The 25,824-nt window shown below is 73.3% G+C and carries 22 protein-coding genes, 1 pseudogene and 1 riboswitch; of the genes and pseudogenes, 6 read left to right on the top strand and 17 right to left on the bottom strand.

Annotation, left to right across the window (positions count from 1 at the left end):
- Nucleotides 1–83 precede the first annotated feature (83 nt).
- The 3 genes from ACFY9V_RS26320 to ACFY9V_RS26310 all read right to left on the bottom strand — a co-directional run bounded on the left by ACFY9V_RS26320 (nt 84) and on the right by ACFY9V_RS26310 (nt 3,247).
- Nucleotides 84–1,100 carry a LacI family DNA-binding transcriptional regulator gene (locus ACFY9V_RS26320; protein ID WP_355346758.1) on the bottom strand — a complete coding sequence of 339 codons (1,017 nt, stop codon included), beginning with the start codon at nt 1,098–1,100 and terminating at the stop codon, nt 84–86.
- 332 nt (nt 1,101–1,432) lie between these two features.
- Entirely contained in the window at nt 1,433–2,173 is a 741-nt protein-coding gene (locus ACFY9V_RS26315) for a methyltransferase domain-containing protein (RefSeq protein WP_391045759.1), read from the bottom strand.
- A gap of 117 nt (nt 2,174–2,290) precedes the next feature.
- Complete coding sequence (locus ACFY9V_RS26310) at nt 2,291–3,247, bottom strand: 3-hydroxyisobutyryl-CoA hydrolase (RefSeq protein ID WP_391045761.1); 957 nt, start codon at nt 3,245–3,247, stop codon at nt 2,291–2,293.
- Between the two features lie 217 nt (nt 3,248–3,464).
- Nucleotides 3,465–3,559: riboswitch (ZMP/ZTP riboswitch) on the top strand.
- Between the two features lie 20 nt (nt 3,560–3,579).
- Between ACFY9V_RS26310 and ACFY9V_RS26305 the strand changes: the two genes are divergently transcribed.
- A complete protein-coding gene (locus ACFY9V_RS26305) occupies nt 3,580–5,040 on the top strand; it encodes a glycine hydroxymethyltransferase (RefSeq protein WP_391163215.1) in 1,461 nt (486 codons plus the stop codon).
- Nucleotides 5,041–5,156: 116 nt separating this feature from the next.
- Here ACFY9V_RS26305 and ACFY9V_RS26300 read toward each other — a convergent pair whose 3' ends face one another.
- Entirely contained in the window at nt 5,157–5,372 is a 216-nt protein-coding gene (locus ACFY9V_RS26300; RefSeq protein ID WP_355346831.1) for a DUF4190 domain-containing protein, read from the bottom strand.
- A 160-nt stretch (nt 5,373–5,532) separates the two neighbouring features.
- Nucleotides 5,533–5,685: a hypothetical protein gene (locus tag ACFY9V_RS26295; RefSeq protein ID WP_355346770.1), complete on the bottom strand. Its 153-nt coding sequence runs from the start codon at nt 5,683–5,685 to the stop codon at nt 5,533–5,535.
- A gap of 114 nt (nt 5,686–5,799) precedes the next feature.
- Here ACFY9V_RS26295 and ACFY9V_RS26290 point away from each other — a divergent pair, with 114 nt between their 5' ends.
- The 5 genes from ACFY9V_RS26290 (at nt 5,800) to ACFY9V_RS26270 (ending at nt 9,806) form a co-directional block, all read left to right on the top strand.
- Nucleotides 5,800–6,435 carry a TetR family transcriptional regulator gene (locus ACFY9V_RS26290; RefSeq protein WP_355346773.1) on the top strand — a complete coding sequence of 212 codons (636 nt, stop codon included), beginning with the start codon at nt 5,800–5,802 and terminating at the stop codon, nt 6,433–6,435.
- A gap of 324 nt (nt 6,436–6,759) precedes the next feature.
- Nucleotides 6,760–7,914 carry an AraC family transcriptional regulator ligand-binding domain-containing protein gene (locus ACFY9V_RS26285; protein WP_391163214.1) on the top strand — a complete coding sequence of 385 codons (1,155 nt, stop codon included), beginning with the start codon at nt 6,760–6,762 and terminating at the stop codon, nt 7,912–7,914.
- Nucleotides 7,907–8,113 carry a hypothetical protein gene (locus tag ACFY9V_RS26280; RefSeq protein ID WP_355346779.1) on the top strand — a complete coding sequence of 69 codons (207 nt, stop codon included), beginning with the start codon at nt 7,907–7,909 and terminating at the stop codon, nt 8,111–8,113. Before ACFY9V_RS26285 ends, ACFY9V_RS26280 begins: the two co-directional genes overlap by 8 nt.
- A gap of 37 nt (nt 8,114–8,150) precedes the next feature.
- The gene (locus ACFY9V_RS26275; RefSeq protein ID WP_391163212.1) at nt 8,151–8,861 is read left to right on the top strand and encodes a ThuA domain-containing protein; all 711 of its coding nucleotides are present in this window, start codon (nt 8,151–8,153) and stop codon (nt 8,859–8,861) included.
- A 135-nt stretch (nt 8,862–8,996) separates the two neighbouring features.
- Nucleotides 8,997–9,806 carry a DUF6227 family protein gene (locus tag ACFY9V_RS26270; protein WP_391163211.1) on the top strand — a complete coding sequence of 270 codons (810 nt, stop codon included), beginning with the start codon at nt 8,997–8,999 and terminating at the stop codon, nt 9,804–9,806.
- 25 nt (nt 9,807–9,831) lie between these two features.
- Here ACFY9V_RS26270 and ACFY9V_RS26265 read toward each other — a convergent pair whose 3' ends face one another.
- From ACFY9V_RS26265 to ACFY9V_RS26210, 12 genes and pseudogenes are all read right to left on the bottom strand, one after another.
- A complete protein-coding gene (locus ACFY9V_RS26265; RefSeq protein ID WP_391163208.1) occupies nt 9,832–10,872 on the bottom strand; it encodes a PfkB family carbohydrate kinase in 1,041 nt (346 codons plus the stop codon).
- Nucleotides 10,869–11,375 carry a hypothetical protein gene (locus tag ACFY9V_RS26260; protein WP_355346790.1) on the bottom strand — a complete coding sequence of 169 codons (507 nt, stop codon included), beginning with the start codon at nt 11,373–11,375 and terminating at the stop codon, nt 10,869–10,871. The genes ACFY9V_RS26265 and ACFY9V_RS26260 overlap by 4 nt, the downstream gene beginning before the upstream one ends.
- A 69-nt stretch (nt 11,376–11,444) precedes the next feature.
- Nucleotides 11,445–12,452, bottom strand: coding sequence for a hypothetical protein (locus ACFY9V_RS26255; RefSeq protein ID WP_391163205.1), 1,008 nt, complete (start codon nt 12,450–12,452; stop codon nt 11,445–11,447).
- A 265-nt stretch (nt 12,453–12,717) separates the two neighbouring features.
- Nucleotides 12,718–13,320 (bottom strand): annotated as a pseudogene (locus tag ACFY9V_RS26250) (RNA polymerase sigma factor); the annotation flags it as partial.
- Between the two features lie 519 nt (nt 13,321–13,839).
- Nucleotides 13,840–15,048 carry a glycoside hydrolase family 6 protein gene (locus ACFY9V_RS26245; RefSeq protein ID WP_355346796.1) on the bottom strand — a complete coding sequence of 403 codons (1,209 nt, stop codon included), beginning with the start codon at nt 15,046–15,048 and terminating at the stop codon, nt 13,840–13,842.
- Between the two features lie 189 nt (nt 15,049–15,237).
- Nucleotides 15,238–16,143 carry an ABC transporter permease subunit gene (locus tag ACFY9V_RS26240; protein WP_391163203.1) on the bottom strand — a complete coding sequence of 302 codons (906 nt, stop codon included), beginning with the start codon at nt 16,141–16,143 and terminating at the stop codon, nt 15,238–15,240.
- Entirely contained in the window at nt 16,140–17,036 is an 897-nt protein-coding gene (locus tag ACFY9V_RS26235) for a sugar ABC transporter permease (protein WP_355346799.1), read from the bottom strand. Before ACFY9V_RS26235 ends, ACFY9V_RS26240 begins: the two co-directional genes overlap by 4 nt.
- Nucleotides 17,036–18,349, bottom strand: a complete 1,314-nt coding sequence (locus ACFY9V_RS26230; RefSeq protein ID WP_391163202.1) for an extracellular solute-binding protein — start codon at nt 18,347–18,349, stop codon at nt 17,036–17,038. The genes ACFY9V_RS26235 and ACFY9V_RS26230 overlap by 1 nt, the downstream gene beginning before the upstream one ends.
- 11 nt (nt 18,350–18,360) lie before the next feature.
- The gene (locus tag ACFY9V_RS26225) at nt 18,361–19,797 is read right to left on the bottom strand and encodes an aldehyde dehydrogenase family protein (RefSeq protein WP_391163200.1); all 1,437 of its coding nucleotides are present in this window, start codon (nt 19,795–19,797) and stop codon (nt 18,361–18,363) included.
- Between the two features lie 492 nt (nt 19,798–20,289).
- Nucleotides 20,290–21,471, bottom strand: a complete 1,182-nt coding sequence (locus tag ACFY9V_RS26220; RefSeq protein WP_391163199.1) for an ROK family protein — start codon at nt 21,469–21,471, stop codon at nt 20,290–20,292.
- A 179-nt stretch (nt 21,472–21,650) separates the two neighbouring features.
- Nucleotides 21,651–22,931 carry an alpha-L-fucosidase gene (locus ACFY9V_RS26215; RefSeq protein WP_391163198.1) on the bottom strand — a complete coding sequence of 427 codons (1,281 nt, stop codon included), beginning with the start codon at nt 22,929–22,931 and terminating at the stop codon, nt 21,651–21,653.
- Between the two features lie 201 nt (nt 22,932–23,132).
- Nucleotides 23,133–25,823 carry a glycoside hydrolase family 3 C-terminal domain-containing protein gene (locus ACFY9V_RS26210; RefSeq protein ID WP_391163196.1) on the bottom strand — a complete coding sequence of 897 codons (2,691 nt, stop codon included), beginning with the start codon at nt 25,821–25,823 and terminating at the stop codon, nt 23,133–23,135.
- Nucleotide 25,824: the final 1 nt, after the last annotated feature.

Here is a 25,824-nt window from a genome sequence, read left to right as displayed (position 1 = left end):
CCCCCGGCGGGCTCAGCCTCAGCGGGCGGCCCCAGGGAGCGGGCTCAGCCTCAGCGGGCGGCCTCGGCGCCCAGCGGGCGGGCTCAGCGCCGAGCGGGCGCCGTGCTTCCGCGCGGCACCAGGACCGGCGCCTCCAGCAGGATGTCGGCCACTTCCTGGCCGTCGACCAGCGCGAGCAGCGCGGCGGCGGCCCGCTCGCCGTACGCGGGCACGCGCCGGCTGACGGCGGTGAGCGCCGGGTGCACCAGACGGCACAGCTCGCTGTCGTCCCAGGCCACCAGGGACAGTTCGGCCGGGACCGGGATGCCCATCTCCTGCGTCACGCTCAGCGCGGCGACCGCCATCACGTCGTTGTCGTACACGATCGCGGTCGGCCGGTCGGCGCCGGACAGCAGGCGGCGGGTGGCGCGGGCGCCGTCCTCGCCGGAGTAGTCGGTGTACACACAGCTCACGCCGGTCAGGCCCAGTTCGGCCGCCGCCGCGTCGAAAGCCTCGCCGCGCTCGCGGGTGTGCACGAAATGCGCGGGCCCCGCGACGCGGGCGATCCTCCGGTGCCCCATGGCGGCCAGATACGCCAGCGTCTCCCGTACGGCCTCCGCGTCGTTGAGCCACACCGACGGGACGCCGGGAACGCCCGCCGCGTGGCCGACCACCACGCCCGGCAGCTCCAACTCCCTGAGCAGGCCCAGCCGGTGGTCGTCGTCGCGCAGGTCGACCAGGAGCACGCCGTCCACCCGCCGCTCCCCCCACCAGCGGCGGTACGCGGCCTCCTCGGCGTCCGCGTCCTCGGTGACCTGGAGCAGCAGCGCCGTGCCGGTGGCGGCGAGACCGGCCTCGACGCCGGAGATGAGCTGCATGAAGAACGGCTCGATGCCCAGCACCCACGCGGGCCGGTCGACGACGAGTCCGATCGCGCCGCTGCGGCTGTTGGACAGCGCGCGGGCGGCGCTGCTCGGATGCCAGCCCATCCGCGCGGCGATCTCCAGAATCCGGGCCCTGGTCTGCGCCGACACCCCGGCCTTGCCGTTCAGCGCGTACGAGACCGCGCCCTTGGACACGCCCGCGGCGTCGGCGATGTCGGCGATGGTGGGACGCTTCACAGGGCTCACTCGGCCTCAAGGTGCCAGGGCCCGCGCGGGCCGTGCTCGGATGCGATCGGCACACACCTTAACAACGCTGAAACGTCGCCGCACCCTGTGTGACGGACTCCCATGGTGCCCCATGACGCTGCTCAACTCAACCGGTTCAGCGACTTCGAGCGCCTGCGCGCGAGTGCCGCTCCGGCCCCCTCACGGCTCCCCCGACCGGACCGCGTCCCGTACCGCCCGGCTGTGGCGGGGCGCCGGCTCCGGGGCAGGGGGGCCGCCGGGAGACACGCGCGGAACAGGCGTACAGGGCCCGTGTGCGGCCCCTCCCGGCCGGGCCCCGCCCCTCACGCCCGTGTCGCCGCGATCTCCAGGCGTACGTAGTCCACGACCGGTTCGGCGAGCCGGGCGGCGACGGCCTTGACGAAGGGCTCACGGTCGTCGTCGGCCATGCCGTCGAGGTGGGCGCCGAGGACGACGGTGGCGAGGTAGGACTCCAGTTGGTCGCCGGGCTCGAAGCGGGCCGGGTCCGGCCGGAGGCCGACCTCGATGCCGGTGAACCCGGCGTCGGCGAGCTGCCGCCGGGTGTCCTCGACCCCGGCGAAGTCCCAGACGTCGGGCGCGCCGCCCAGGACGTCGGCCACGGCCGCGTTGACGGCCGCGATGTTGCCCCGGCCGCCGCATTCGCTGACCAGTCGGCCACCGGGGCGCAGCCGTCCGGCGAGCGAGGTGAAGAGCGCCGCGTGGTCGGCGATCCAGTGGAAGGCGGCGACGCTGAAGACGGCGTCCACCTCGCCGTCGAACGGCAGCGGTCGCGTCAGGTCGGCGTGGACGACCTCGACACGGTCCAGCCGTCCGGCGAGGCGTTCGCGGAGCTGTTCCAGCATGCGGACGGAGCCGTCCACGGCCACCACCCGGCCGCGCGGCAGGAGGTCGAGCAGGCCCGCCGTGTCGCGGCCGGTGCCGCAGCCCGCGTCGAGCACCCGCTCGTCACCGGCCAGCGGCAGCCGCCCGAGCGTGCGCCGTCCCCAGCCGAGGTGCGGCAGGGGAAGCGAGTCGTACGTCTTGGCGTCCCATTCCCTCGGCATGGCGCGGCACTCCGTTCCCCGGCCCTCGGGCCGTCAGCTCCCGCCGCGGCACGGCGAGTTCAGCGGTCACGCTACGCCCGTCGTCCACATCATGACACCCGTATCTCACATAATGAGCTACAGGGTCGCTGACCAGGTCGGCTTGCGGTCCTTGTCGACCAGCGCCGCGCGCACGCCCTCCGCGAAGTCGGGGGTGAACGCCGTCGCGCACGCCCATGCCAGCTCGTCCGCCAGGCACTCCTCAAGCTCCGCGCGGGCGCCGCGCGCCAGCAGGTCGAAGGTGATCGCCAGGCTCGCGGGCGACGCACGGCGCAGCGCCTCCAGCGTGTCGTCCGCCCACGCGCGGTCCTCGTCCTCCGCCACCAGCCGCGCCCACACCTCGCCGAGGTCGGGGGCCGCGAAGCAGCGTTCGATCGCGGCGAGGTGGTCCGTCAGCTCCGACGGCGGCGCGCCGACGTACCGCGCCAACGGCGCCCCTGCCAGGTCCGTGCCGTCGTCGCCGATCAGCGCCGCCTCCAGCGCGGGCAGTTCGGCGGCGGGCACGTAATGCGTGGCGAGACCGCACGCCACGGCCGCCGCGCCCGACACGCGCACTCCGGTCAGCCCGAGGTACCAGCCGACCGCGCCCGGCAGCCGGGGCAGGAAGTAGCTGGCGCCGATGTCGGGGAAGAAGCCGATCCCCGTCTCCGGCATGGCGAGCGCCGCCCGCTCGGTCACGACCCGCGCCGACCCGTGCACCGAGATGCCGAGGCCGCCGCCCATCGCGTAACCGTCGATCAGCGCCGTGTACGGCTTCGGGTACCGCGCGATCATCGCGTTGAGCCCGTACTCGGCCGTGAAGTACGTCTTCACCGCCGTCTCGTCCCCGGCGAGCGCCGCCGCCCGTACGGCCCTGATGTCACCGCCCGAGCAGAACGCCTTGGGCGACGTGCTGCGCACCACGACCGACCGTACGGCCGCGTCGTCGCGCCACCCCTCCAGCGCCTGCGTCATCAGCCGGACCATCGTCAGGTCCAGCGCGTTCAGCGCCCCCGGACGGTCCAGCTCGATCACCCCCGTGCCCCCTTCGCTCACACGGGTCCTCACGGGCGATCCGACGGCATCCATGCTGCTCCCCACGGCTTCCGGACCCCGCCACCGGAGCCTCGCCCCCATCCAAACAGACGCCTCTCGACGCCCCGCGCGAGCGGCCCCGGCACCGGCGGGCGGGCACGCGGGCGGGCAGGGGTGTGCGGAACCGTCTCACCAGGCCGACGCGCGGTACGCGCCCCCGAGGGACTTGGTACGCTCGGCGACGGGCCGTGACTGGCGCGCTGGGATGGGTTCAACCATCGGGAAGCGGCCCGCGCTGGAAGCGATGAAGTGCCGTGCGCCTGGGCCGTCCCGTTCCGATCAGGAGGACTCCCATGGCCGCTTCCGAGCCGTCTGCCAGCACCGCCTCGACCGCCTCAACCGCCTTCCGCAGCGCGCTGGACGTGATCCGCGGGGTCGAACCGCGCGTCGCGGACGCCATCGCGAACGAGCTGACGGACCAGCGCGAGATGCTGAAGCTGATCGCCAGCGAGAATTACGCGTCGCCCGCCGTGCTGCTGGCGATGGGCAACTGGTTCAGCGACAAGTACGCCGAGGGGACCGTCGGCCGCCGCTTCTACGCGGGCTGCCGCAATGTGGACACCGTCGAGTCGCTGGCCGCCGAGCACGCGCGGACCGTGTTCGGCGCCGACCACGCCTACGTACAGCCGCACTCGGGCATCGACGCGAATCTGGTGGCCTTCTGGGCGGTGCTGTCGCAGCGGGTCGAGAGCCCGGCGCTGGCCAAGGCGGGCGTCAGGCAGGTCAACGACCTGTCGGAGGGGGACTGGGCGGAACTGCGCCGCGAATTCGGCAACCAGCGGATGCTCGGCATGTCCCTGGACGCGGGCGGCCACCTGACCCACGGCTTCCGCCCGAACATCTCGGGCAAGATGTTCGACCAGCGCAGTTACGGCACCGACCCGGCGACCGGTCTGCTGGACTACGACGCGGTACGGGCCACCGCCCGCGAATTCCGTCCGATGATCATCGTGGCGGGCTACTCGGCGTACCCCCGGCTGGTGAACTTCCGTCTCATGCGGGAGATCGCGGACGAGGTCGGCGCGACGCTCATGGTGGACATGGCGCACTTCGCCGGTCTGGTCGCGGGCAAGGTGCTGACTGGCGACTTCGACCCGGTGCCGCACGCGAGCATCGTCACGACGACCACGCACAAGTCGCTGCGCGGCCCGCGCGGCGGCATGGTGCTGTGCGACGACTCGCTGGCCGAGCACGTCGACCGCGGCTGCCCGATGGTGCTGGGCGGCCCGCTGCCGCACGTCATGGCGGCGAAGGCCGTGGCGCTCGCGGAGGCGGCGCGGCCGGAGTTCGCCGACTACGCGCAGGCCGTCGTCGACAACGCGCGCTCCCTCGCCGAGGGGCTGCTGACCCGCGGCGCGAAGCTGGTGACGGGCGGCACCGACAACCACCTCGTGCTGATCGACGTCTCCGGCTACGGGCTGACCGGCCGCCAGGCCGAGGCCGCGCTGCTGGACGCGGGCATCGTCACCAACCGCAATTCGGTGCCGCAGGACCCGAACGGCGCCTGGTACACCTCCGGCATCCGGATCGGCACCCCGGCGCTCACCACGCGCGGGCTCGGCGCGGTCGAGATGGACGAGATCGCGGGCCTGATCGACACGGTGCTGTCCGGTACGACGGCCGCGCCCGCGAAGAGCGGCGGCCTGTCGAAGGCGAAGCACGTGCTGGACGCGGCGGTGGCGGAGCAGGTCGCCAAGCGCGCCACCGACCTGCTCGCGGGCTTCCCCCTCTACCCGGGCATCGACCTGAGCTAGCGCCCGCGACCCGAACCGGGTCCTGGACCGGACTCCCCCGAACGCCGAGCGGGCCCTTCCCTTGCGGGAGGGCCCGCTCTGTTCGGCGGATCGGCGGATCGGCGGATCGACAGTCCCTAGCTGAACTGCCAGATCACGCCGTGGTGGGCGATCGTCAGCGCCAGGACGACCAGCAGGTCGGCGACGCCGAGGGCGAAGCCGAGCAGCGCGCGCCCGCGGCGCTGGGTGCCGCGGCTGATCGCGACCAGGGCCAGCACGATGGCGACCGGGCCGAGCACGAGGTTGAGGACGAGCAGGCCGGGGAGGCCGAGCAGGAAGGACGCGACGGCCATGCCGTCGGCGTCACGGGTGTTCGCGGCCGGTGTGCCGGTCGCGACCGGGTGGGCTGCGGTGTTCACGGTGTTCCTTCCGGGAACTGTCGTGGTGGGCCGGGGTGTCGGGCCGGTAGGGGCCCGTGCCGCACGCGGAGTGCGGCGGCGCGTCGGCGTGGGTTCAGCCGCGGTGCCGGGCGATGCCCTCGCGGACCGCGAAGCCGAACAGCCAGACGGCGATGGCGCCCGCGGCGACGAGGAAGACCGGCAGCGTGGTGTGGGCGGCGGCGCCCATCAGGACGCCCATGCCGAGCAGGAGGACGACGAGGCTCATGTCTGCTCCACCTCCGGGGAGTTGACGTTTCAGATAACACTTGTTCACTGACTTCATCAGTGTAGCGCCGGGCCGTACTGGCCAAAGTCGGAGAACGGTTGTTTACTGAATGACATGAGTCACACTCCGGGGGTCCGCCAGGCACAGAAGCAGCAGACCCGGCAGTCGCTGCTGGACGCGGGCCTGCGGCTGCTGGAGCACCAGAACCTCAGCAGCCTGGGCCTGCGCGAGCTGACCCGGGAGATCGGCGTCTCCCCCGCCGCCTTCTACCGGCACTTCCCCGACATGGCCGACCTCGGCGTCGCCCTGGTCGCCGAGTCGCTGGGCAGCCTGCACACCGTGATCCGGGCGGTGCTGGCCGAGGGCGCCGATTCCGCGGAACTCATCGACCGGACGGTGGCGCTCACCGCGGCGTACGTGGCGGAGCACCGCGCACATGTCCGCTTCATCGCCCGCGAGCGGCACGGCGGCGTGGCGCGGGTCCGCGAGGCCATCGCCGCGGAGCTGAACGGTTTCGCCGACGAGGTGGCCGCGGGACTCGCCGCGCAGCCCGTCTCCGCGGGCTGGCCGGCCGACGACCTCCGCGTACTCGCCGAGCTGTACGTCGACCACATGGTGATGACGGCCGCGGCCTTCCTGGAGGCCCCCGCGGACGACCCGGCGGCGCGCGACCGCATCATCCACGCCGCCCGGATGCGCATGCGCGTCATCAGCATCGGCCGCGCCCACTGGCTCGACCCGGAGGCGTAGCGAGCCGGTCCGGGAGCGCGGGACGAGCCGGTCCGGGCCACGGAAAGGGGTGCCGCCGGTGCGAATGGAGACCCATCCGCACCGGCCGTCCCCCGTTGTCCCCCGCGCCTCCCCCGACACGGGACACCCACGATGCCCAGGGGCACCGGTGCCCCCGATCAGGTCCCGGACAGGAGGTGCCAAGGGAGGGCATAACGCGCCAGGCACCGGACCCAACACGCCACATGCCGCGTAAGCTGCCGGAACCCCTTCGCATGCACCACGCACCACGCACACCTCTCGACCCGACCCGACCCGACGAGCCGACTGCCCGAGGAGCCGGTCATGCCCCCCACCGCGACACCGCCCGTCGGCCCGGCAGGGCCCGCCGCCCCCGACCGGCTGACGGAGCCCGACCGGCTGACGGAGTGCGTCGTCGTGCCGCGCTTCATCGCCACTGCGGCCACCCCGAGCCTCGCGCAGGCGCGGCAGCTCGTACGGGCGGCGGGACTGCCGAACGTCCTGCACGGGCCGGAGACCGCGCGGACGCCGTCCGCGAACACCTACCGCCTCTGGGGCGCGGTGCTGGCCCGCACGGAGCGGCCGGACGCCGGGCTGCTGGCCGCCGCGGGCTACCGGCCGGGACTGCTCGACCTCTTCGACTACCTGCTGAGCACCGCGCCCACCGTCGGCGAGGGCCTGGCCAGGGCCGCCTCGTACATCCATCTGGTGAGCAGCAATTCGGTGCTGACCAGCACGGAGTCGGGCGACGAGGTGAGCGTGGAGTACGCGGTGCGGCGCGGTGACGACGAACTGCGGGGCGTCGTCGCGGAGTTCGCCCTGTCGGTGGTCACCTCGCAACTGCGCCACGCCACCGGGACGGCCCTCACCCCGCTGCGGGTCTCCTTCACCCACCGGCGGCCACGCGGACACGGCGGCTACGGGGAGGCGTTCGGCGACGCGCCGGTGGACTTCGACGCCGAGGCGGACGCGATCACGCTGCACCGCGCCGATCTGGAACGCCCGTTGGTCACCGCGGACCCGGCGCTCGCCGCGATCATGATGCGTACCGCGCGGACCGTACGGGTTCCCCGGGCGGACACCGAGGGCGTCGCCGTGCCCGGTCTGCGCGAGGCGATCATCACCCAACTGCCCGACGGACGACCGTCGTTGGCCGAAGCGGCGCGGCGGCTCGCGGTCAGCCCGCGCACCCTCCAGCGCCGTCTCGGCGAGGCGGGCACCACCTGGCGCGCCGAACTCGACGCCGTACGCCGTGAACGGTCCGCCGATCCCCGGCACGCGGGCGGCGGCTCCGCCCAGCGCGCGGCCCGCCTCGGTTTCGCCGAATCCCGGTCGCTGCGCCGCGCGATGAACCGCTGGGACGCGCGCGAGCGCGAGACCGGGCAGCATACGGATCGGGCGGACCGGGCGGACCAGGCGGAACAGGTGGGCCAGGACAGGGAAACGGAACGCGACAGGGAGTGGGGACGACGTGCGTGAGTCCGGTGAGCACACCGAGGGCGGCGACCCCGTCTGCTGGCTGAACCGCGTCTGCGACGAATGCGGCGCCTTCCGCGAGGACATGACGGCCCGCGCCTGCGCCCGCTGCGGTACGCCGTTCCCGACGGGTGACGGCGTCGGGCCGGGCCAGGCCCGCGAGCACCCCGACCGCACCGACCACGACTCCCCCTCCGACTGACCCCGCAGCCCGCCCCAGCCCGCAGAGAGCCGCCCGCATGCCCGGATCCGACCGCGTCCTCGTCTTCAGCGCCACCGCCGGGTACCGGCACGACTCCATACCGGCCGGGGCCGCCGCCCTCACCGAGATCGCGGCGGACCACGGACTGCGCGTCCACCACACCGAGGACAGCGCGGAGTTGGGGGCAGCCGTGCTCGACGGCTGCGCGGCCGTCGTCTTCCTCTCCCCCACCGGTGACGTCCTCGACGACCTGACCCGCCGTCACCTGCGGGCCTACGTCACGGACGGCGGCGGTTTCCTCGGCGTCCACGCCGCCGCCTGCGCGGAGGAGCACTGGCCGTACTACGAAGAGCTGGTCGGCGCCCGCTTCGACGGGCACCCGGAGATCCAGCGGGCCGAGGTGACCGTCGAGGACCGTACGCACCCGGCGACCGCGCACCTGCCGGAGCGCTGGACGTGGACCGACGAGTGGTACAACTTCCGCGCCGGTCCCCGCGATGCCGGCCGGGCCACCGGCGCGGACGCGGGCGTACGTGTGCTGGCCTCGGTGGACGAGCGGGGCTACACCGGCGGCACGATGGGCGCCGACCATCCGCTGGTGTGGTGCCGTCGCCTGGGTGCGGGCCGCTCGTTCTACACGGCGCTGGGCCACGACACGACGGCCTACGCCGACCCGGACTTCCGCGCCCACCTGCGCGGCGCGCTCCTGTGGTGCGCCGCAAAAGGCCCGTCCGGCGACGGGAACTGACGGCGGATCACGCAGCCGGAGGGCGCGCGGGGGCCAACCATGCGCCGCAAATCTGCGCGTTCGCGGGCGCAATCGGCTACCGCGCTACTACCCTGAGTCGCCGCGGGGTTGGCGAGGCGGAGCCGGGAGGGCCGGATGGACGCAGAGCCTAGGAACGGAACGGAGCCCGTACGGTCGGGCGGCCGGCCGGCGGAGCAGTTCGACCAGTTACTCCGCCGTGCGGAGAACGGGGAACGGGTGGAACCCGTCCTGGCCGCGGAGGTGCGCACCGCGCTGATGCACTACTGCGGCCTCCAGTCGTGCCGTCACACCAAGGGCCCGCCGCGCAAGCTGAACCGGCGCACCTTCCGGCACAGCTTCCTGCTGCCGGACGGCGCCGTCCGCGTGGTGTGGGAGCTCGAACACAACGCGGGGCCGGACGACGGCGCCGTGCACCGCGCCGTCTTCACCGAACGCGAGGACCTGACGCTCGCCGAGTGGGAGGTCGACGCGGTCTTCGGCGGCTCCCCGGGACCGCGCGACCTCGCCCCGGACGCGCCCGCGTCGCCGTACGAGGACACGTTGCCCGCGACCGCGACCGGGCTGCTCGCCGACACCCCCGACGCCTTCCGTCGCGCGTACACCGAGGGCGACTCCGCCGAGCACGCCTGGCGGCTGCTGCGCCGCGCGACCAACGCCAACGCGCCCGGCCAGGACGTCCGCGGCAGGCTGCGCGCCGCGATCGCGCACGACATCAGCATCGTCACCCGCCGCAGCGCCCTGATCCGGGGCCGCCATGTGTCGTGGTCGCTGTACGAGCACGCGTTCCTGCTGCTGGACGGCACCGAGGTGAGCCTGTGGGAGATCGACCACACCCGCACACCGAGCGGCGACCCGGTGTGCGAGGTCTACGCGTCGCAGGACGCGGCCCTGGACACGGCGGTACGGCGGATCGAGGCGACCTGAGGACGTCGATCCGCACGGGCACGGGCTAAAGGACGGCCCCCACCGCGCCGTTGGCCGCGGCACGCGCGCGGGCGACGGCCGCGGCGAGGTCGGCGGCGCCGATGATCTCCTCGTGGGTGCCGTGGCTCCCGCAGGCGTAGGCGCCGGAGACGGAACCGGCGAGCACGCACTCCGCCAGGTCGCGCCCGGCGAACCGGGCGTGCAGGAAGGCGGTGAGGAAGGCGTCACCGGCTCCGTTGCTGTCCACGACCGGGCGTTCGGGGGTGACGGCGGGGAAGTGCCGCGGCCGGTCGTCGCCGCGGGCCAGGACGTGGCAGCCCGCGGCGCCGTCGGTGGCGACGACCAGCGAGGCCCTGCCCCGCTCGACGATCCGCAGCATCACCGCGCCGATCCCCTCGCCCACCGAGGCGGCGCTGAAGAAGACGAGATCCGCACCGTACGCCCACGGGTGGGCGGAGGCGTCCTCGCCGTCCCAGGCGTGCAGGTCGGTGGAGACGGTGCGGCCCAGCCGGGCGGCATCGGCGAACACGTCCTGGGCCAGGGGCGATCGGGAGATGTGCACATGGCGGGCGCGTTCCAGGTGGGGCAAGTAGAAGGCGCTCGGCAGCCGCAGGCCGTCCGGGTGGCGGCCGTCGTAGAAGGAGAAGCGCCGCCCTTCGCGGTCGACCAGGTTGACGCTGCGCGGGGTGCCCGCGGGCGCGCGCAGATGGCTGAAGTCGAGCCCGGCGGACGCGTACCGCTCCAGGATCATCCGGCCCTGCGCGTCGTCGCCGAGGAAGTCGATGAATTTGGTGGTCAGGCCGAGCGCGTGGAAGCCGAGGGCGACGCCGTTGCCGGTGTGCGCGACATAGTCGCGGATCGGCGGGACGCCGACCGAGTCGCTGTCGGGGATGGCGAAGTCGTCGACCCGCACGATGGTGTCCACGCCGGTGCCGCCGACCACGAGGACGTCGTAGTCGGGGCTCGCGGAACCGGGGCTCGCGGAACCGGCGCTTTCGGAACCGGGCGCGTCCGCGACCCGTACCTCGGCGTCCGTCGCGTCGCGGCCCCGCGGTGCGGTGGTCATCGGCGGTCTCCCTCGTGGTCACCGCGGCGCGCGGCGTGGTCCTGGTGCGCGGTCAGTATCAGCAGCGACAGCCGGGACAACGGCGGCACCGGGTCGGTGCGGCCCGCCCGCTGCCAGGCGATGATGATCGTCAGTCTGATCATCTTCCGGGCGACGTACAACAGCAACGCGGCCATGGGCAGTTCGGCGAGGCCGGCGGTGAGCAGCGAGCCGACCCTGTCGTCGCTGTTCCAGTCGAGGACGACGTCGAACCAGGCGTCGCAGATCAGCAGGGTGCCGGTGACGATCGCCCACGGGATGAAGATCTGGAGCCGCCGCCAGGCGCACAGCGCGGTGACGCCGATCGCGAGGATCAGCGCGCAGTCGAAGCCGACCCACGCGAAGCGCCACTGGCTGACCACCCGGTGGCTCGGGAGGCTCGCCAGCAGGTAGCCGATCCAGGGGATGAGGAAGATGAAGCTTCCGGTGACGACCGCGAGGAACATCTGGCGCATGTGACGCACGTGAGGATCGTGCGGCGAGGGAACCCCGGTAAGCATGGCGTCCACTGTGCCGGATCGTCGCTCCGGAGGTCACCTCACGGTCGTCCCGTGGTCGTGTGTCGCGTTCTCGTCACTCTTTCCCTGCCCGGAGGAGTCGTCCGAGCCGGAATTCGACCCCGCGCCGGAGCCCTGCTCCGAGCCGGAATTCGACCCCGAGCCCGAGCCGGAGTCCTGGCCGGGGGCCGTGGCCCCCGGCGACGGCGGCGCGGACGCGCCCGGCCCGGTCGGCGCGCCCCCGGTGGGCCAGGTGTAGCCGTCGGTGCCGACGGGGTCGGTCGTGGCGGCCGGGGCGGACTGCCCGTGCGCGAGCACCCGGCGGCAGTAGTCGGCGATCCGCTCCTTGCGGCCCGCCTCCCCCTGGAGCCGGGCGACCAGCCACGGATCGGCGTGCCCGCCGTGCCGGGTGGCCTGCGTATAGCCGCGGCACAGCGCCTTGAGCACGGCCTGGTGGTTCCTGTCCGACGGCTTGTACGGGCCGGGGTGGTGCGGGGCGCGCGGGTCGCCGTGCCGGTGTCCCCCGTCGTCCCCGGTGGGGGACGGCGAGGCGCTGCGGGGCGCGTCCGTGCCGGGCGCGGGCGGGGGGGTCGTGCGCGGTACGGCGGCGCCCGGTCCGTCGGCGGTCGCGCCGGTGCCACCGGCGGCGAGGGGACCCGCGTGGAAGGCGCCGCCGCGGAAGGGGCCGGGCAGCACGCCGGTCCCGGCGGCCACGGCGACCCCGCTCACCGCGAAGACCGCGACCAGTCCCCCGGCCAGCGCCTTCGCGGACCGCCCCGACACCACCAGCCGCCGTCCCTCGTCGGCGCCGCCGGTACGGCGCGCGGCCCGGAAGGCGGCCAGCGCGGCCTGTTCGCGCTCGGGGTCGACCTCGGTGTCCCCGGACGCGGCCGTCAGCAGCCGCAGCAGTGTGAAGAACCGGGCGTCGGCGACCTCGTGGAGGGTGCCGGGTTCGGCGGGGCACTCGCCCTTGGTGACGACGCTCAGTAGCCGTTCGGCGGTCACCGGGTCCGGCCAGGTGCCCACGTCACGTCCGTCGTCCATCTCACGCCTCCCCGGCATCGTCACCCACCACCTCGTCGGCGCCGCCGCGCCCCGGCCCGTCCGCGCCCGCGACCCGTCGGCGTCCGACGACCGCCGGCCCGCCCGAGTCCGTACACGCGATGTCCGTGCGCGCGGTTTCACCACGCGCGATGTCCTTACCTCCGGCGCCCGTACCGGCCGGGTCCGTGACGTCCGCGTCCGTAGTGCCGACCTCCCCGCCGGATTCCGCGGGCGCCACCGCGCGTCCGCGCGGCTCGCGGGCGCCGGCGCCCAGCTGTTGGGCGAGGCGGCGCAGGCCGCGGTAGGCGGCGGTGCGTACGGCGCCGGGGCGTTTGCCGAGGACGTCGGCCGCCGCGGGTGCGCTCAGGCCGATCACGACGCGGAGCAGGACGGCCTCGGCCTGGTCGCGCGGGAGCGCGGCGATCAGGGCGAGCGCGCGGGCGGTGGACAGATTGTCGAGGGCGGTGCCCGCGGAGTCGGGCACCGGGACCGGCTCGGCCGCGGCAGGGTCGAGGACGGTGGTGCGGGGGCGGGACTTGAGCCGGCGTACGTGGTCGAGGGCGCGGTGCCTGGCGATGGTGGCCGCCCAGCCGCGGAAGGCGGCGCCGTCACCGCGGAAGGCGTGCAGGTCGCGGACGATGTCGTGCCAGGTGTCGGAGGCGATGTCGTCGGCGTCGTCGCCGACCAGGCCGCGCAGGTAGCCGAGCAGCATCGGCTGCACCTCGCGGTAGACGACGGTGAACGCGGCCTCGTCCCCGGCTCTCGCGCGGGTCACCGCGCGGCCGAGTTCCGCGCCGTCCGTCCCCGCGCGCCGTCGCGTACCGGCCCTGACCACCGCGTCCTCTTCGTACGTCGCGGCACCGCGCATCGTGCCCATGCCCCCGGAGCCGCCGGACCCCCGGGGCTGCCGTCCCGTCTGGTACAGCGTCGCGGCCCCGGCAGGTGTCACCGCGGACCCCGTCCGGCGCGGGACGGCTCGGCTGTACGTCGTTCCGGGTGCGGGCGTACCGGGCCCGGGCCCGTGGGACCCGCGAACCGGCGGGCGCGGCCGGGGGGCGGACCGTACTGTGTGCGCGCCGGACCGTGCATACCGCCTCCGCTCAGCGAGCCGACCGCTCCCGGTGGGCGGTACGTGGCTCTACTCCCCACAGCGCCCACGGCGGCGAAAGCGTCACTCGCGCCCCACACGCCACGGCCGGCGGACGGTCGCCTTCCGGTCCACGGGAGCGGGCGGCGGCGCAGCGGGGGCTCGGGTGGGCGCGAGTGGGCTCGGGTGGTCGGGGGTCGGGCGGGGGTCGGACGGGCGGGGACGGGAAAGCGCACGGCCGCCTTCCCCGCCCTGCCGCGAGCGGGGAGAGCGCGGTGGCGGGGAAGGCGGCCGGCGGCATCAGTGCGGCAGCAGCGGCGGGTTGGCCCGGCGGACCAGTTCCAGCGCCTGCTGGGTGAACCACGCGCCCGCCGCCGGGTCCGCGTAGCCGCGTTCCGGGTCGTTCGGGCCCGCGGTGCCGCGGGTGCACTGGCCGTCGGACTCGCCCGGAATCTTCACCCAGAGCTTCGCGTCGGCCAGCGGGTCGCCGGTGTTCAGGGTCGGCCTGGCCCCGAGGCCGCGGCCGGGGGGATTGCACCAGTCCTGCGCGTCGGTGTAGACGCCGGACGGCGGGGTCCAGGGGCCCTGGCCGTTGCGGCTGGTGTCGGTGACGAAGTGCTTCATGGCGGACGGCGCGGTGTGCACGTTCGCGGTCAGCCAGGTCTGCGCGTCGTTGACCGGCCAGTACTGGTTGGGGCAGGCGGCGGTGTCGCCGCCGCCCGCCGCGTAGGCGAGGCAGGACGAGATGAGCTTGCCGTACCAGGCGAGTTCGCTGTCCGAGCGGTAGTTGGAGATGTTCAGGTAGAAGCCGGTGGCGTCGCCGACGCCCGCCTCCACCAGCCGGGGGACGATGTCGTTGACGTTGTGCCAGCCGCTGTGGCCCGCGTCAAGGTAGACCTTGGTGCCCGCCTGCGGCTCCAACGCCTCGACGGCGTAGTGGATTTCGTCGTAGCGCGCGGCCGTGAGGGTGCCCTGCGCGTCGTCGGCGCCGCAGTCGGACGGGAGCAGCGCCAGCGAGTCGGGTTCGAGGATCACCGTGGCGGGCTGCGCCCCGATGCCGCGCTTGACGGCGTCGATCCACGCCTCGTACTCGGCGGTGTTGGCGGCGCCGCCCGCCGAGTACTGGGCGCAGTCGCGGCCGGGGATGTTGTAGAGCGCGAGCACCGGCAGCGCGTGGCGGCGGGCGGCGTCGGTGACGGTCTTGTGGACCGAGCTCTCCACCTGGGCGGGTGTCCCGTCGCCGTACCAGACGGCCTGCGGGGTCAGGGTCATCGCCAACACCCCTGCCGCGTCCCGGAATTGCCCGTGCCGCAGCAGGTCCAGGATCTGCCGGTTCCCGTCCGCGTTGGCGGGCGGGGTGTAGAGCGCGGCGGGCGGGCGCGGGGCGGGGTTCGTGCCGTGACCGGTCGTCGCGTGCGCCGGGGCGACGGCGACGGCGGCCAGCGCGGCGGTGGCCGTGGCGGCGGTGACGAGCGTACGGGCGGTACGTGCGCGGACGCGTGCGGGCATGCGGGTGGACTCCTCGGTACGGCGGGACGGAGTGCGGGCGCTGTCCGGGCGACGCTGAGTGGGAGCGCTCCCATGAACGGCTAGGGGAATTAACTCCTCATAGCGCGGCGCCGTCAATCCCCTGTGCGGGCTTCAAGAAATGAAGCCCGCACAGGAGCGGGGACCCGGCACAGGCGCGAGCCAGGAACCCTACTTGAGCGCCCCCGTCACCAGATCGATTCGCCAGAACCGCTGGAGCGACAGGAAGAGCGCGATCACGGGAACGACCGACAGCAGCGTGCCGGTCACCACCAGCGAGTACAGCGACGCCTCGTCGGCGCCGTGCCGCAGCAGGCTGTACAGACCCACGGTGAGCGGGAATTTGTCGTCGCTGGTGAGCATCACGTACGGCAGGAGGAAGTTGTTCCAGATCGCGATGAACTGGAGCAGGAACACCGTGACCAGGCCGGGGCCCATCAGCCGCAGCCCCACGGAGAAGAACAGCCGGGCCTCGCCCGCGCCGTCGATCCGCCCGGCCTCAAGCAGCGAGTCGGGCACCGCGGCGGCGGCGTAGATCCGGCACAGGTAGATGCCGTACGGGTTGAACAACTGCGGGAGCAGCACGCCGATCAGACTGTCCGTCATACCGGCCTTGGACAGCAGCAGATACTGCGGCACGGCGAGCACGATCTGCGGCAGCAGCACTCCGGCGAGGATCGTGTTGAACAGCGCGGTACGGCCGCGGAAGGCGTATTTGGCCAGCGCGTATCCGGTCGCGGCGGAGACGAAGGAGGCGAGCAGGCCGCCGACCGCCGCGTAGAAGAAGCTGTTGAGCATCCAGCGCCAGAAAATGCCGTGCTGATAGTCCGTCAAGTCCCTGATGTTGCGCAGCAGTCCGAGGTCGGGCGAGGGGACGTAGGTGGCGGTGGAGAAGAGTTTGGTGCGGGATTTGGTGGCCGCGATCAGGATCCAGAGCGTGGGCACGACGCAGTAGAGCGCGCCGAGGACGAGCGCGGCGGTGGGGAGGAACGCGATGCGGGGGCGGGGGGCCGGCGCGCCGCGCTCCTGGCTCTCGCGCGGCGGGGCGCCCGCGGGCGCGGTGGTCACGGTGGTCACTTGGCCTCCCGCTGGACCCGGGACTGGATGACGCGCGCGGTCACGAAGGAGACGGCGAGCGCGGCGACGGTCAGGACGACGGAGGTGGCCGCCGCCGCGTGGATGTCGGAGTTGCCGAAGGCGTCGTCGTAGATCTTCATCAGCGGCACCCAGGTGGAGGAGACGGCGTTGGACAGCGGCTTGAGGGTGTTGGGCTCGTTGAAGACCTGGAGCGCGGCGAGCACCGTGAACAGGCAGCACATCACCACCGCGGGCATGACCAGCGGTACCTTGATCCGCAGCACGATCTGCCACTCGGTCGCGCCGTCCAGCCGCGCCGACTCGTGGAGTTCGGCGGGCAGCGCGCGCAGCGCCGTGTAGATCACGATCATGTTGAAGCCGACCGCGCCCCACACCGCCACGTTGGCGACCGAGAAGAAGACCGCGGTCCGTCCGAAGAAGTCGACGTGGTCGCCGCCGATCGGGCTGGTGGCGGGCAGGTAGAGGAAGCCCCACATCAGCGAGGCGATCACGCCGGGGACCGCGTACGGCAGGAAGATCGTCAGCCGGGTGATCCGCTTGAGCCGGGTGCGTTCCATGTCGAGCAGCACCGCGAACAGCAGCGCGAGGAACACCGTCCCCGGCACGGTGATCGCGCCGAGCGCCAGCATCCGCGTGACACCCGACCAGAGGTCGGAATCCCCCAGCACGTCACGGTAGTTGGCCAGACCCGCCCATACGGTGTGGGTGCCGCCGCCGAGCAGCCCGCCGTTGACCTTGCGGCGCTGGAAGCTGAGCAGCAGCGCGTAGACCCCGGGGGCCACGACGAAGGCGGCGAAGAGCAGGACGGCGGGCAGGACCAGCAGATACGGGAACCGGCCGGTCCTGCGCGCGGTGGTCGTCTGACGCTCCATCAGCCGACCGTGAATCCGAGCTTCTTCATGTCCGCGACGGTGGCGCTCTGCATGGCGTCGAGCGCGCCCTTGAACGAACCGCCGCCCTGGAGCGCCTTGCTGAAGTTGTCGGTGTAGCCGGTGAAGGTCACGGTGACGTCGGGTCCCCACATCGGGAAGCTGCGCGCGGCCGGCGCGACCTTCTTGACCTGCGCGTAGAAGTCCGGCTGGTTCGGGAAGAACGCGGGCGCGGCCTGGAGCACGGGCAGCGAGCGGCCCGCAGTGGCGGCGGGATAGACGTTGATCTGCTTGACCTGCTCGGTGACCGCCGCGTCGTCGGTGTTCAGCCAGGACGCGAACGCGGCGGCCTCGGCCGGGTGCCGGGAGTCGCTGGTGACGGTGGTGGCGGAGCCGCCCCAGATGCCGGTGGCGGGGTCTCCGGCCGTCCACGCGGGCAGCGGCGCGACCGCCCACTTGCCCTTGGTGGCGGGCGCGATGCCGCCGATCTGCGCGGGCGCCCAGGCGCCGGAGATCCAGGTGAGCAGCGTCCCGTCGTTCATCTGCTTGTTCCACTGCGGGCTGAACGACGGATTCTTGGCGATCACGCCGTCGTCGACCAGGCCCTGCCAGTAGTCCGCGACCTTCACCGTGGGCGCGCCCGCGATGTCGACCTTCCAGGTGGTTCCGCTGGTGGTCCACCAGTCGGCGCCCGCCTGCTGGGCGAGGCCGGTGAACCAACCGGGGTCCGCCGCGTCGAAGTTGGTCAGATACGCCTTGGGAGCCTTGGCCCGCAGCGTCCTGGCCGCCGCCGCGTAGGCGTCCCACGTCGTCGGTACGGCCAGGCCGTACTTCGTGAACAGGTCGGCGCGGTAGAAGAGCATCAGCGGGGCGACGTCCTGCGGGACGCCGTACACCTTGCCCTCGAACACCGTGCTCTTCAGGGTCGGTTGGTCGAATTTCCCGACGGTGTCCTTGGTGTACTCGGTGATGTCCCGCACGACGCCCTTGGAGACCAGCGCGGGCAACGACTGGTACTCGACCTTGGCGATGTCCGGACCGTTCTTCGCCTCGTGCGCGGTGATCATCTTGGCGACCAACTGGTCACCGCCCGCCGGGTTGGAGAGCTTCACGTGGATCTCGGGCTGCGCCGTGTTCCACTTGGCGACGACCTTGTCCATGTTCGGGTCCCAGTCCCAGAAGGACAGTTCGACCTTGCCCTTCCCGCTCGGCTCCTGGCCGGACTTCTTGTCCGATCCGCCGCCACAGGCCGCCGTCGTCACCAGCAGCCCTGCCGCCACCAGCACAACGGCGGCTCTTGTCCGTGTCACGCCCATGGGGTGGTTCCTCAGCTCTCGTCAGTGGCGGGCGCGGTGGCCCAGTCGGGAAGGTTCAACGGCGTGCGCTGGATACCGATCCACTGCCGCCGCGTGAAGCCGGGCATCTGGTTCTCCGCGCCGTGCCTGGCGTGCGCGTCGTTGACGTGCACCTCGCCCGCCGCGAGCCGCTCCGCGACGGACAGACCGCGGATCAGATCCCGCGTGAAGACCGAATTCATCAGCATGGGAAGGCCGTTGGTCAGCGCCACGGCCTCCTCCTCGGTGTCGACCACCGTCACCGGGATCACCGGCCCGAAGACCTCCTCCCGGAACGCGGGCATCCGCGGCGTCACCCCGGTCAGCACCGTCGGCCGGTAGAACAGCCCCTCGTACGTGCCGCCGGTCACCAGCCGCGCGCCCATCGCCAGCGACGGCTCCACGATCGTGCGGTGCAGCCGGTCGAGCTGCGCCCGGCTGATCAGCGGTCCCAACGCGTTCCCCGCGTCGAACGGGTCCCCCACCTTCAGCGCCGCCGCCCGCCGCACCACGGCCTCCACATACGCGTCCGCGACGGCCCGCTGCACGATGTGCCGACTGGCGCTGATGCACGTCTGCCCCTGGAACTCCAGCGACGCCACCATCGCGCAGTCCGCGGCCAGTTCCACATCCGCGTCGTCCAGCACCACGAACGCGTTGCTGCCGCCCAACTCCAGCCGGATGTCCCGCAACTCCCCCGCCGCCGCCCGGCTGATCGCCAGCCCCACCTCCCGCGACCCGGTGAAGTCCAGCATGTCCACCCCCTGATGCCGCGCCAACGCCCACCCGGCCTCCGGGCCCTCCCCCGTCACCACGTTCAACACCCCGCGCGGCAGCCCCACATGCTCGGCCGCCTCCGCCAGCACCTGCCCGCCGATCACCGGCGTCAGCTCCGCCGGTTTCAGCACCACCGTGTTCCCGAACGCCAGCCCCGGCGCCACCGCCCGCATCGCCAGATTCATCGGGTAGTTCCACGGCGTGATCAGCCCCAGCACCCCGAGCGGCACCACCCGCGACAGCGACAGCTTCCCCGCCTTGTACGGCGGCAGGATCTCCCCCGCGTTCTCGCTCACCTGCACCGCCGACAAGGCGAGCTGCCGCACGCTGGTCCCCACCTCGTCCTCGGCCTTCGCCCTCACCCCGCCCGTCTCCCGCATGCTCTGCTCGACCAGCTCCCCGAACCGGTCCTCCAAATACCGCCCCAACTCCCGCACATACCGGCCCCGTTCCGGCGCCGCCAGCCCCGCCCACCCCGGCTGCGCCGCCCGCGCCGCCGCCACCGCCCGGTCCACGTCCTCCGCCGCCCCCAGCGCGTACCGCCCGATCTCCCGCCCCGTCGCCTTCTCCTCCACCACCCCGCTCCTCTGCGACGCCGCCGCCACGAACTCGCCGTCGATGTACAGCCGACCGTCTCCGGAATGCGAGGGCATACGTTCTCCAAGGAAGGGGGTAACGAAATGAGCCGCCTTTTTCTTGGACTTAAACTAAGTAGCGACCGATCACCGGTCAATCCGTCGCACACAACTTTTTCCCGGGCCCCACATCCCCCAGCCGGTTCCCCACCAGCCCACCGCCCCGCCCCGCGGTTCGCCGCACGGGTGCCCCTGCACGAGGGGCTGCGCCCCTACGGCACCGCTACGCAGGTGGGTTCGCCGCACGGGTGCCCCTGCACGAGGGGCTGCGCCCCTACGGGACCGCTGCGCAGGTGGGGTTCGCCGGTAGCCAGCGAGCCGAAGGCGGCGCCGGTGTCGAAAGCGACGATGAGCAGGGAGCGAGGAACGAGCGACCGTCGAAGAGGAGCGTCGACACCGGATCTAAGCCGCCGGAGGCGAGAGGGCGGCAAAAAAGGGGAAGGACGGTGAGCCAACGCAAGGCGGCTCCCACCCGCGGTTCGCCGCCACGCTGAGCTCACCCAAAACGCCCTACCCCCCCGTCAACACCCCGTGCACCGGCAGCGTCGCCGCCCCCAGTGCCACCGCCTCCGGGCCCAGGCGGCCCAGTTCCACCGCCGTGCCCGCCGCCAGGTAGTCGAGCGTGTGGCGGCGCATCGCGTCGCGTACGGCGGGGAGCATCGTCGGGCCCATGGCGCCGCTGACCCAGCCGGAGAGGATGACGCGGTCGGGGCTGAGCAGATTGATCAGGTTGGCGATGCCGATGCCCAGGTACTCCGCGGTCCAGCGGACCGTGTCGGCGGCCGGGCCCGGCCGGGAGGCGGCGGCGACGAGCGCGGCGACGCGCGCCTCGGTGCCGACGCCGGGGAGTTCGGGGGCGCCGGGGACGCGCCCGTAGTGGCCGAGGATGGCGTCGGCGCCGACGTACGCCTCCAGGCAGCCGTGGGAGCCGCAGCGGCACGCGGCGCCGCCCGCCTCGACGACGGTGTGGCCCCACTCGCTGGTGGTGCTGGTGACGCCGCCGGGCGAGCCGGTGGCGACGGCGGCGCCGACGCCGACCGCGAGCAGCGCGACGATGGCGCGTTCGGCGCCCCGGCCCGCGCCGCGCCACATCTCGGCCTGGCCGAGCGTGCGGGCGCAGTTGTCGAGGTGGAGGGGCGCGGCGATGTGCGGCCTGAGCAGGGCGTCGAAGGGGACGTCCGACCAGCCGAGGGTCGGCGCGTGGACCGAGCCGTCGGGCAGGACGGCGCCGGGCACGCCGACGCCCACGCCGAGCAGGGTGCCGGTGTCGACGCCCGCCTTGGCGGTGACCTCCTCGATGCCCGCCGTCACGAGCCCGGCCAGCACCGCGGGGTCGGGCCGTCCGGTGTCCATCGGGTAGGTGGCGGTGGCAAGGGTGTCGAGCGTCCAGTCGAAGAGCCCGACCTGGACGTGGGTCTCGCCGATGTCGACCCCGGCCACCTGCCCGTATCCGGGCCGCACTTCGAGGAGCGTGCGGGGACGGCCGCCGTCGGAGTCGAGCAGTCCCGCCTCGGCGACGAGGCCGTCCGCGACCAGGTCGGTGACGACGTTGCTGACGGTGGCGGAGCTGAGCCCGGTGGCGCGCATCAGGTCGTAGCGGCTGGCGGGGCCGTGCAGATAGAGCCGGGTCAGCACCGATGTGCGGTTGTGCCGACGCAGGTCCCTCGTCGTCCGGCCCACGTCGCGCGTCACCGGGCTCCCTCCACGATGTCGGTCGGACACGGCACCCCCGGGAGAGCGCAGTACAGGGCACATAGTGCCAGATCACCCACTCTCCGCTTTGGGGAGCACTCCCCAGGAACCAAGACATCGGATGCTTACGGGTTAACTCACCCCTTCCCACCGACGCGCGAGCGTCCTTGGACCACTCCTCACACCCGTCCCGTCCCCCGGTAGAGGTCGAGTTCGCCGTCCAGTTCCACGGCCAGCACGGTGGCGTGCTCGTCCACGTCGCCCGCCGAGGGCGCGTCGATCCACAGCACTCCCGGTACGTCGTGCAGGTCGCCGGTGACCTCGTGGCCGAGTTCGGCACCGGTGCCCACCACGGTCACGCGGCGTACGGCGTTGCGCAGGCCGCGCAGTGAGACCGTCTCACGCGGGGCGTCGAAGCAGGTCAGGTAGAGGGTGCGGCGGTCGGCGGAGAGGGTGCTCGGACCGTAGTGGTGACCGGCCGGGAGTCCGGCGACGGTGCCGTAGACGGCGGCGGAGTGCCGGGCGATCCAGTCGCCGAGCCCTTCGAGGCGGGCCGCCTGCTCCGCGGTGATCGTGCCGTCCTCGCGCGGGCCCACGTCCAGCAGCAGGTTGCCGCCCGCGCCGATCGTCTCGGTGAAGTAGCGCACGAGCTGGCCGACCGACTTCTGGTGGTCGTCGTGGCCCTGGTAGCCCCAGGAGTCGTTGACGGTCAGGCACAGCTCCCAGGGGCCGTCGGGGGCCTGGAGCGGGACGCCCTGCTCGGGGGTCGCGTAGTCGCCGCGGCTGAACATCCGGGCGTTGAAGACCGTCTCGGGGTTGACCGCGAGGACGGCGTCGGCGAGCGTGTCGATGCCCCACTGCTCCTCGGCGCGCTCCCACTCGCCGTCGAACCACAGCAGGTCGGGGCGGTACCGCTCGGCCAGTTCCACGACCTGGGCGTCGCGGTAGCCGAGGTAGCGCCGCCAGGCGGCGGGGTCCTCCGCGCCCGGCGCGGGGGCGCTGAGCGGGTTGTCGTTGACGGCGGCCTGGAGCGGGTCGGGGTCGGGGTGCCGGACGGACGGGTAGTCGGGGTGCGACCAGTCGGAGTGGGAGTAGTAGAAGCCGACCTTGAGCCCTTCGGCGCGCAGCGCGTCGGCGTAACCGCCGAGCAGGTCGCGGCCCGCGGGGGTGTCGCGGGTGACGGACAGGCCGTCCTCGCGGGCGGTGTCCCACAGGGCCACGCCGTCGTGGTGACGGGCCGTCAGCACGGCGTAGCGGGCGCCGGCGCGGGCGAACAGCCGCGCCCAGTCGTCCGGTTCGTACGCGGCGGCGGTGAACCCCGCGAGCTGCTTCATGTACCGCTCCCGGGTGACCTGCCCGGTGTAGAAGGACCACGACTCGGGGACGCCGTCGACGGCGTAGATCCCGTAGTGGATGAAGATGCCGAGCTTGGCGTCGGCGAACCAGGGCTGCATGGGCATGGGGCGCGTCCTCGCGAGACGATACATCGGATGTGTTGCCGGGACGCGTTGACCTTACGGTTCGCCGGTCCGGGCAATCAATCCCCCTCACGATCCCTCAGGAACCCCCAGGCTCCACCGGATCAGGACCGGGCCGGAGTGTGCCCGGGGGACGCCCCCGACTGTCAGGTGAGGGGGGCGCCCCGGTCTCGGTGCGTTCTCTCAGAACGCCAGTGGCGCGGAGAGCGGCAGCCGGGCGGCCGTGGGCCCGGCGTACAGCGTGTACGGGGCCGGGCGGCTCCGCCAGCGTCCTTCCGCGGGTGACCACCGCTGGAACGACCGTGCTGCCACGTGAACTTCCGCCACGACATCCTCACCGGGCTCGGCCCGGACCGCGGTAAATCCGGCCAGTCGCGGTCCACCGTTGTCATAGTCGCCGTCGGGCCCGGTGCCGAGGTAGACCTGGACGACCTCGCGGCCGGCACGCGCCCCGGTGTTGCGCAGCGCGACCCGTACCACGATGTCCCGTTCCCCGTCCTCACCTGCGGATTCGCCGTGGCCCGAGGTCTCCTCCGCCGCCTCGGGCACGTCCAGCAGCCGGTAGTCCCAGGTGGTGTAGCCGAGCCCGTGACCGAACCAGTACGCGGGTTCCGCGCCCGCCCTGCGCCACGCACGATGGCCGATATACGGCCCTTCCTCGTACGGCAGCACACCGTCTGCGGGAGTGGTGGACGGCAGGGGCGCGCCCTCGGCGAGTCCGGCCCAGGTGGTGGGCAGCCGCCCGCCGGGCTCGGCGTGGCCGAACAGTACGTCGGCCAGGCCGTGTCCGGCCTCCTGGCCGGGGAACCAGCTCAGCAGCACCGCGGGGACGCTCTCCCGCCAGGGCAGTTCGACCGGTCCGCCGGAGTTGACGATCACCACGGTACGGGGGTTGGCGGCGGCGACCGCGGCGACGAGTTCGTCCTGGCGGCCGGGGAGCGCGAGCGACGTACGGTCGAAGCCCTCGCTCTCGATCTCGTCGGTGGTGCCGACGACCACGACGGCCACGTCCGCGTCGCGGGCCAGCGCCACGGCCTCGGCGATCGACTCGTCCTCGTCGCGGCGCGGCGGGTCGGCGGCCAGCGCGACCGCGAAGCCGTCGTCCGCCTCCCAATGGCGGGTGGCGACCAGCAGCAGTTCACCGCCCGCCGTCACCTGCCGGGACGCCACCCGGAAGGACGGTGTGACATGGACATATGTGGGGTCCCGCGATTCGGGCCGCACATAGGTGTCGATCAGCGTCTCGCCGTCCGCCCGCAGTGTGACCGCGCCGAGGCCGACGACGGCGAACCGCCACTCCCCCGTGACATCCGGTGTGACCAGGGCGCTGACCTCGACGGCCACCGCGGTGGCGGCGAGTTCCGGCGCGTCGCCCGACTCCAGGATCCGGCCGCTGAGCCGGTGCTCGGCGTGGATCTCGGCGCCGTCGGCGGCGAGGTAGCGGACCAGGACGCCGGGTGCGCCGCTGCGCGGGTCGCGGGAGTTGCCGCTGTGCAGCGGGGTCGGGCGGGTGGTGAGGACGACGCCCTCGGCGTGCACGACCTCGGCGCTGTCGCCGACCGCGTCCCTGATGCCGTCGAGCGGCGAGACGACCTCGATCGGGAAGACGCCCGCGCTGCCGCCGCCCTGGACGCGCGCGGCGGCGGCGTTCGGGCCGAGTACGGCGATCCGCGGCGGCCCGCCGTCCGGACCGTCCTGGCCGGTCCCTCGTCCGGGGGCCGGGTCGAGCGGCAGCAGCCCGCCCTCGTTGCGCAGCAGGACGCTCGCGGCGGCGACCGCGCGGCGCAGCAGGGCGCGGGCGTCGTCGGACACGACCGGCGCGGCGGTCGCCAGAGGGGTCGCTCGTGTTTCGCCGTGGGCTTCCAGGGGTGACAAGGTCCCCTGGAAGCCCTCCAGCGCACCGACCCGTGCGGCGAGCCGCAGGAATCGGCGGACCTTGTCGTCGATCACCGTCTCGGGCACCCTGCCCTCGCGGACCGCCGCCACCAGCGGCTCGCCCCACAGCGGGTGCGGCCCCGGCATCGCGAGGTCCTGCGGGGCGAGCGCCGACTCCTCGGTGGACCGGACCGCGCCCCAGTCGGAGACCACGACCCCGTCGAAGCCCCAGGTGCCCTTGAGCGGTTCGGCCAGCAGCGGGCTCTCGGACATGGTGATGCCGTTGACCGCGTTGTACGCGGACATCACCACCCACACGCCCGCGCGCACCGCGGCCTCGAAGGGCGCCATGTACACCTCGCGCAGGGTGCGTTCGTCGACGCGGGCGTCCAGCGTCAGACGTTCGGTCTCCGAGTCGTTCGCCACATAGTGCTTGGCGGTGGCCGCGACGCCGCCGGCCTGGACGCCGCGGATGTACGCGGCGGCCGTGCGTCCGGTGAGCAGCGGGTCCTCGGAGTAGCACTCGAAGTGCCGTCCGGCCGCCGGGGTCCTGTGCAGGTTGAGGGTGGGGGCGAGCATGATGTCGATCCGCTTGCGGCGGGCCTCCGCGGCGAGCAGACCGCCCAGTTCGGCGACGAGTTCCTCGTCCCAGCTCGCCGCGAGCGCGGTCGGCGACGGCAGGACGAGCGCGGTGTCGCGTTCGTCCCAGCGCTCGCCGCGTACGCCCGCGGGCCCGTCGGACACGCCCATCTCCCGCAGGCCGACGGCCGGTTCGCCCTGCGTCCTGAAGGAACTGGCGCCGGAGAGCAGCCGGACCTTGGCGGGGAGGTCGAGCTTGGCGACGAGCGCGTCCAACTCCGCGTCGGACGGGGCGGGTTCCGCCTCCGACGCGGGCTGTGACGCGGACCCCGGCGCGGGCCCCGACCCGTTCCCCGACGCGGGATCGGACAGCGTCGCGGGCCCGGGAAGGGGCAGGGACTCGGACTCGGGAGTGATCATG

It is taken from the genome of Streptomyces sp. NPDC008317 (assembly GCF_042955955.1).
Taxonomy (GTDB): domain Bacteria; phylum Actinomycetota; class Actinomycetes; order Streptomycetales; family Streptomycetaceae; genus Actinacidiphila.
This window is presented reverse-complemented; position numbering and strand designations above follow the sequence as displayed.

Excerpts from the sequence above, each read along its gene's own strand:
- ACFY9V_RS26265 (WP_391163208.1), bottom strand. The coding sequence starts at position 10,872 with ATGACCACCGCACCGCGGGGCCGCGACGCGACGGACGCCGAGGTACGG.
- ACFY9V_RS26300 (WP_355346831.1), bottom strand. The coding sequence starts at position 5,372 with ATGGCCGTCGCGTCCTTCCTGCTCGGCCTCCCCGGCCTGCTCGTCCTC.
- ACFY9V_RS26295 (WP_355346770.1), bottom strand. The coding sequence starts at position 5,685 with ATGAGCCTCGTCGTCCTCCTGCTCGGCATGGGCGTCCTGATGGGCGCC.
- ACFY9V_RS26290 (WP_355346773.1), top strand. The coding sequence starts at position 5,800 with ATGAGTCACACTCCGGGGGTCCGCCAGGCACAGAAGCAGCAGACCCGG.
- ACFY9V_RS26275 (WP_391163212.1), top strand. The coding sequence starts at position 8,151 with ATGCCCGGATCCGACCGCGTCCTCGTCTTCAGCGCCACCGCCGGGTAC.
- ACFY9V_RS26225 (WP_391163200.1), bottom strand. The coding sequence starts at position 19,797 with ATGCCCTCGCATTCCGGAGACGGTCGGCTGTACATCGACGGCGAGTTC.
- ACFY9V_RS26285 (WP_391163214.1), top strand. The coding sequence starts at position 6,760 with ATGCCCCCCACCGCGACACCGCCCGTCGGCCCGGCAGGGCCCGCCGCC.
- ACFY9V_RS26245 (WP_355346796.1), bottom strand. The coding sequence starts at position 15,048 with ATGCCCGCACGCGTCCGCGCACGTACCGCCCGTACGCTCGTCACCGCC.
- ACFY9V_RS26305 (WP_391163215.1), top strand. The coding sequence starts at position 3,580 with ATGGCCGCTTCCGAGCCGTCTGCCAGCACCGCCTCGACCGCCTCAACC.
- ACFY9V_RS26255 (WP_391163205.1), bottom strand. The coding sequence starts at position 12,452 with ATGGACGACGGACGTGACGTGGGCACCTGGCCGGACCCGGTGACCGCC.
- ACFY9V_RS26235 (WP_355346799.1), bottom strand. The coding sequence starts at position 17,036 with ATGGAGCGTCAGACGACCACCGCGCGCAGGACCGGCCGGTTCCCGTAT.
- ACFY9V_RS26215 (WP_391163198.1), bottom strand. The coding sequence starts at position 22,931 with ATGCCCATGCAGCCCTGGTTCGCCGACGCCAAGCTCGGCATCTTCATC.
- ACFY9V_RS26270 (WP_391163211.1), top strand. The coding sequence starts at position 8,997 with ATGGACGCAGAGCCTAGGAACGGAACGGAGCCCGTACGGTCGGGCGGC.
- ACFY9V_RS26210 (WP_391163196.1), bottom strand. The coding sequence starts at position 25,823 with ATGATCACTCCCGAGTCCGAGTCCCTGCCCCTTCCCGGGCCCGCGACG.
- ACFY9V_RS26315 (WP_391045759.1), bottom strand. The coding sequence starts at position 2,173 with ATGCCGAGGGAATGGGACGCCAAGACGTACGACTCGCTTCCCCTGCCG.
- ACFY9V_RS26230 (WP_391163202.1), bottom strand. The coding sequence starts at position 18,349 with ATGGGCGTGACACGGACAAGAGCCGCCGTTGTGCTGGTGGCGGCAGGG.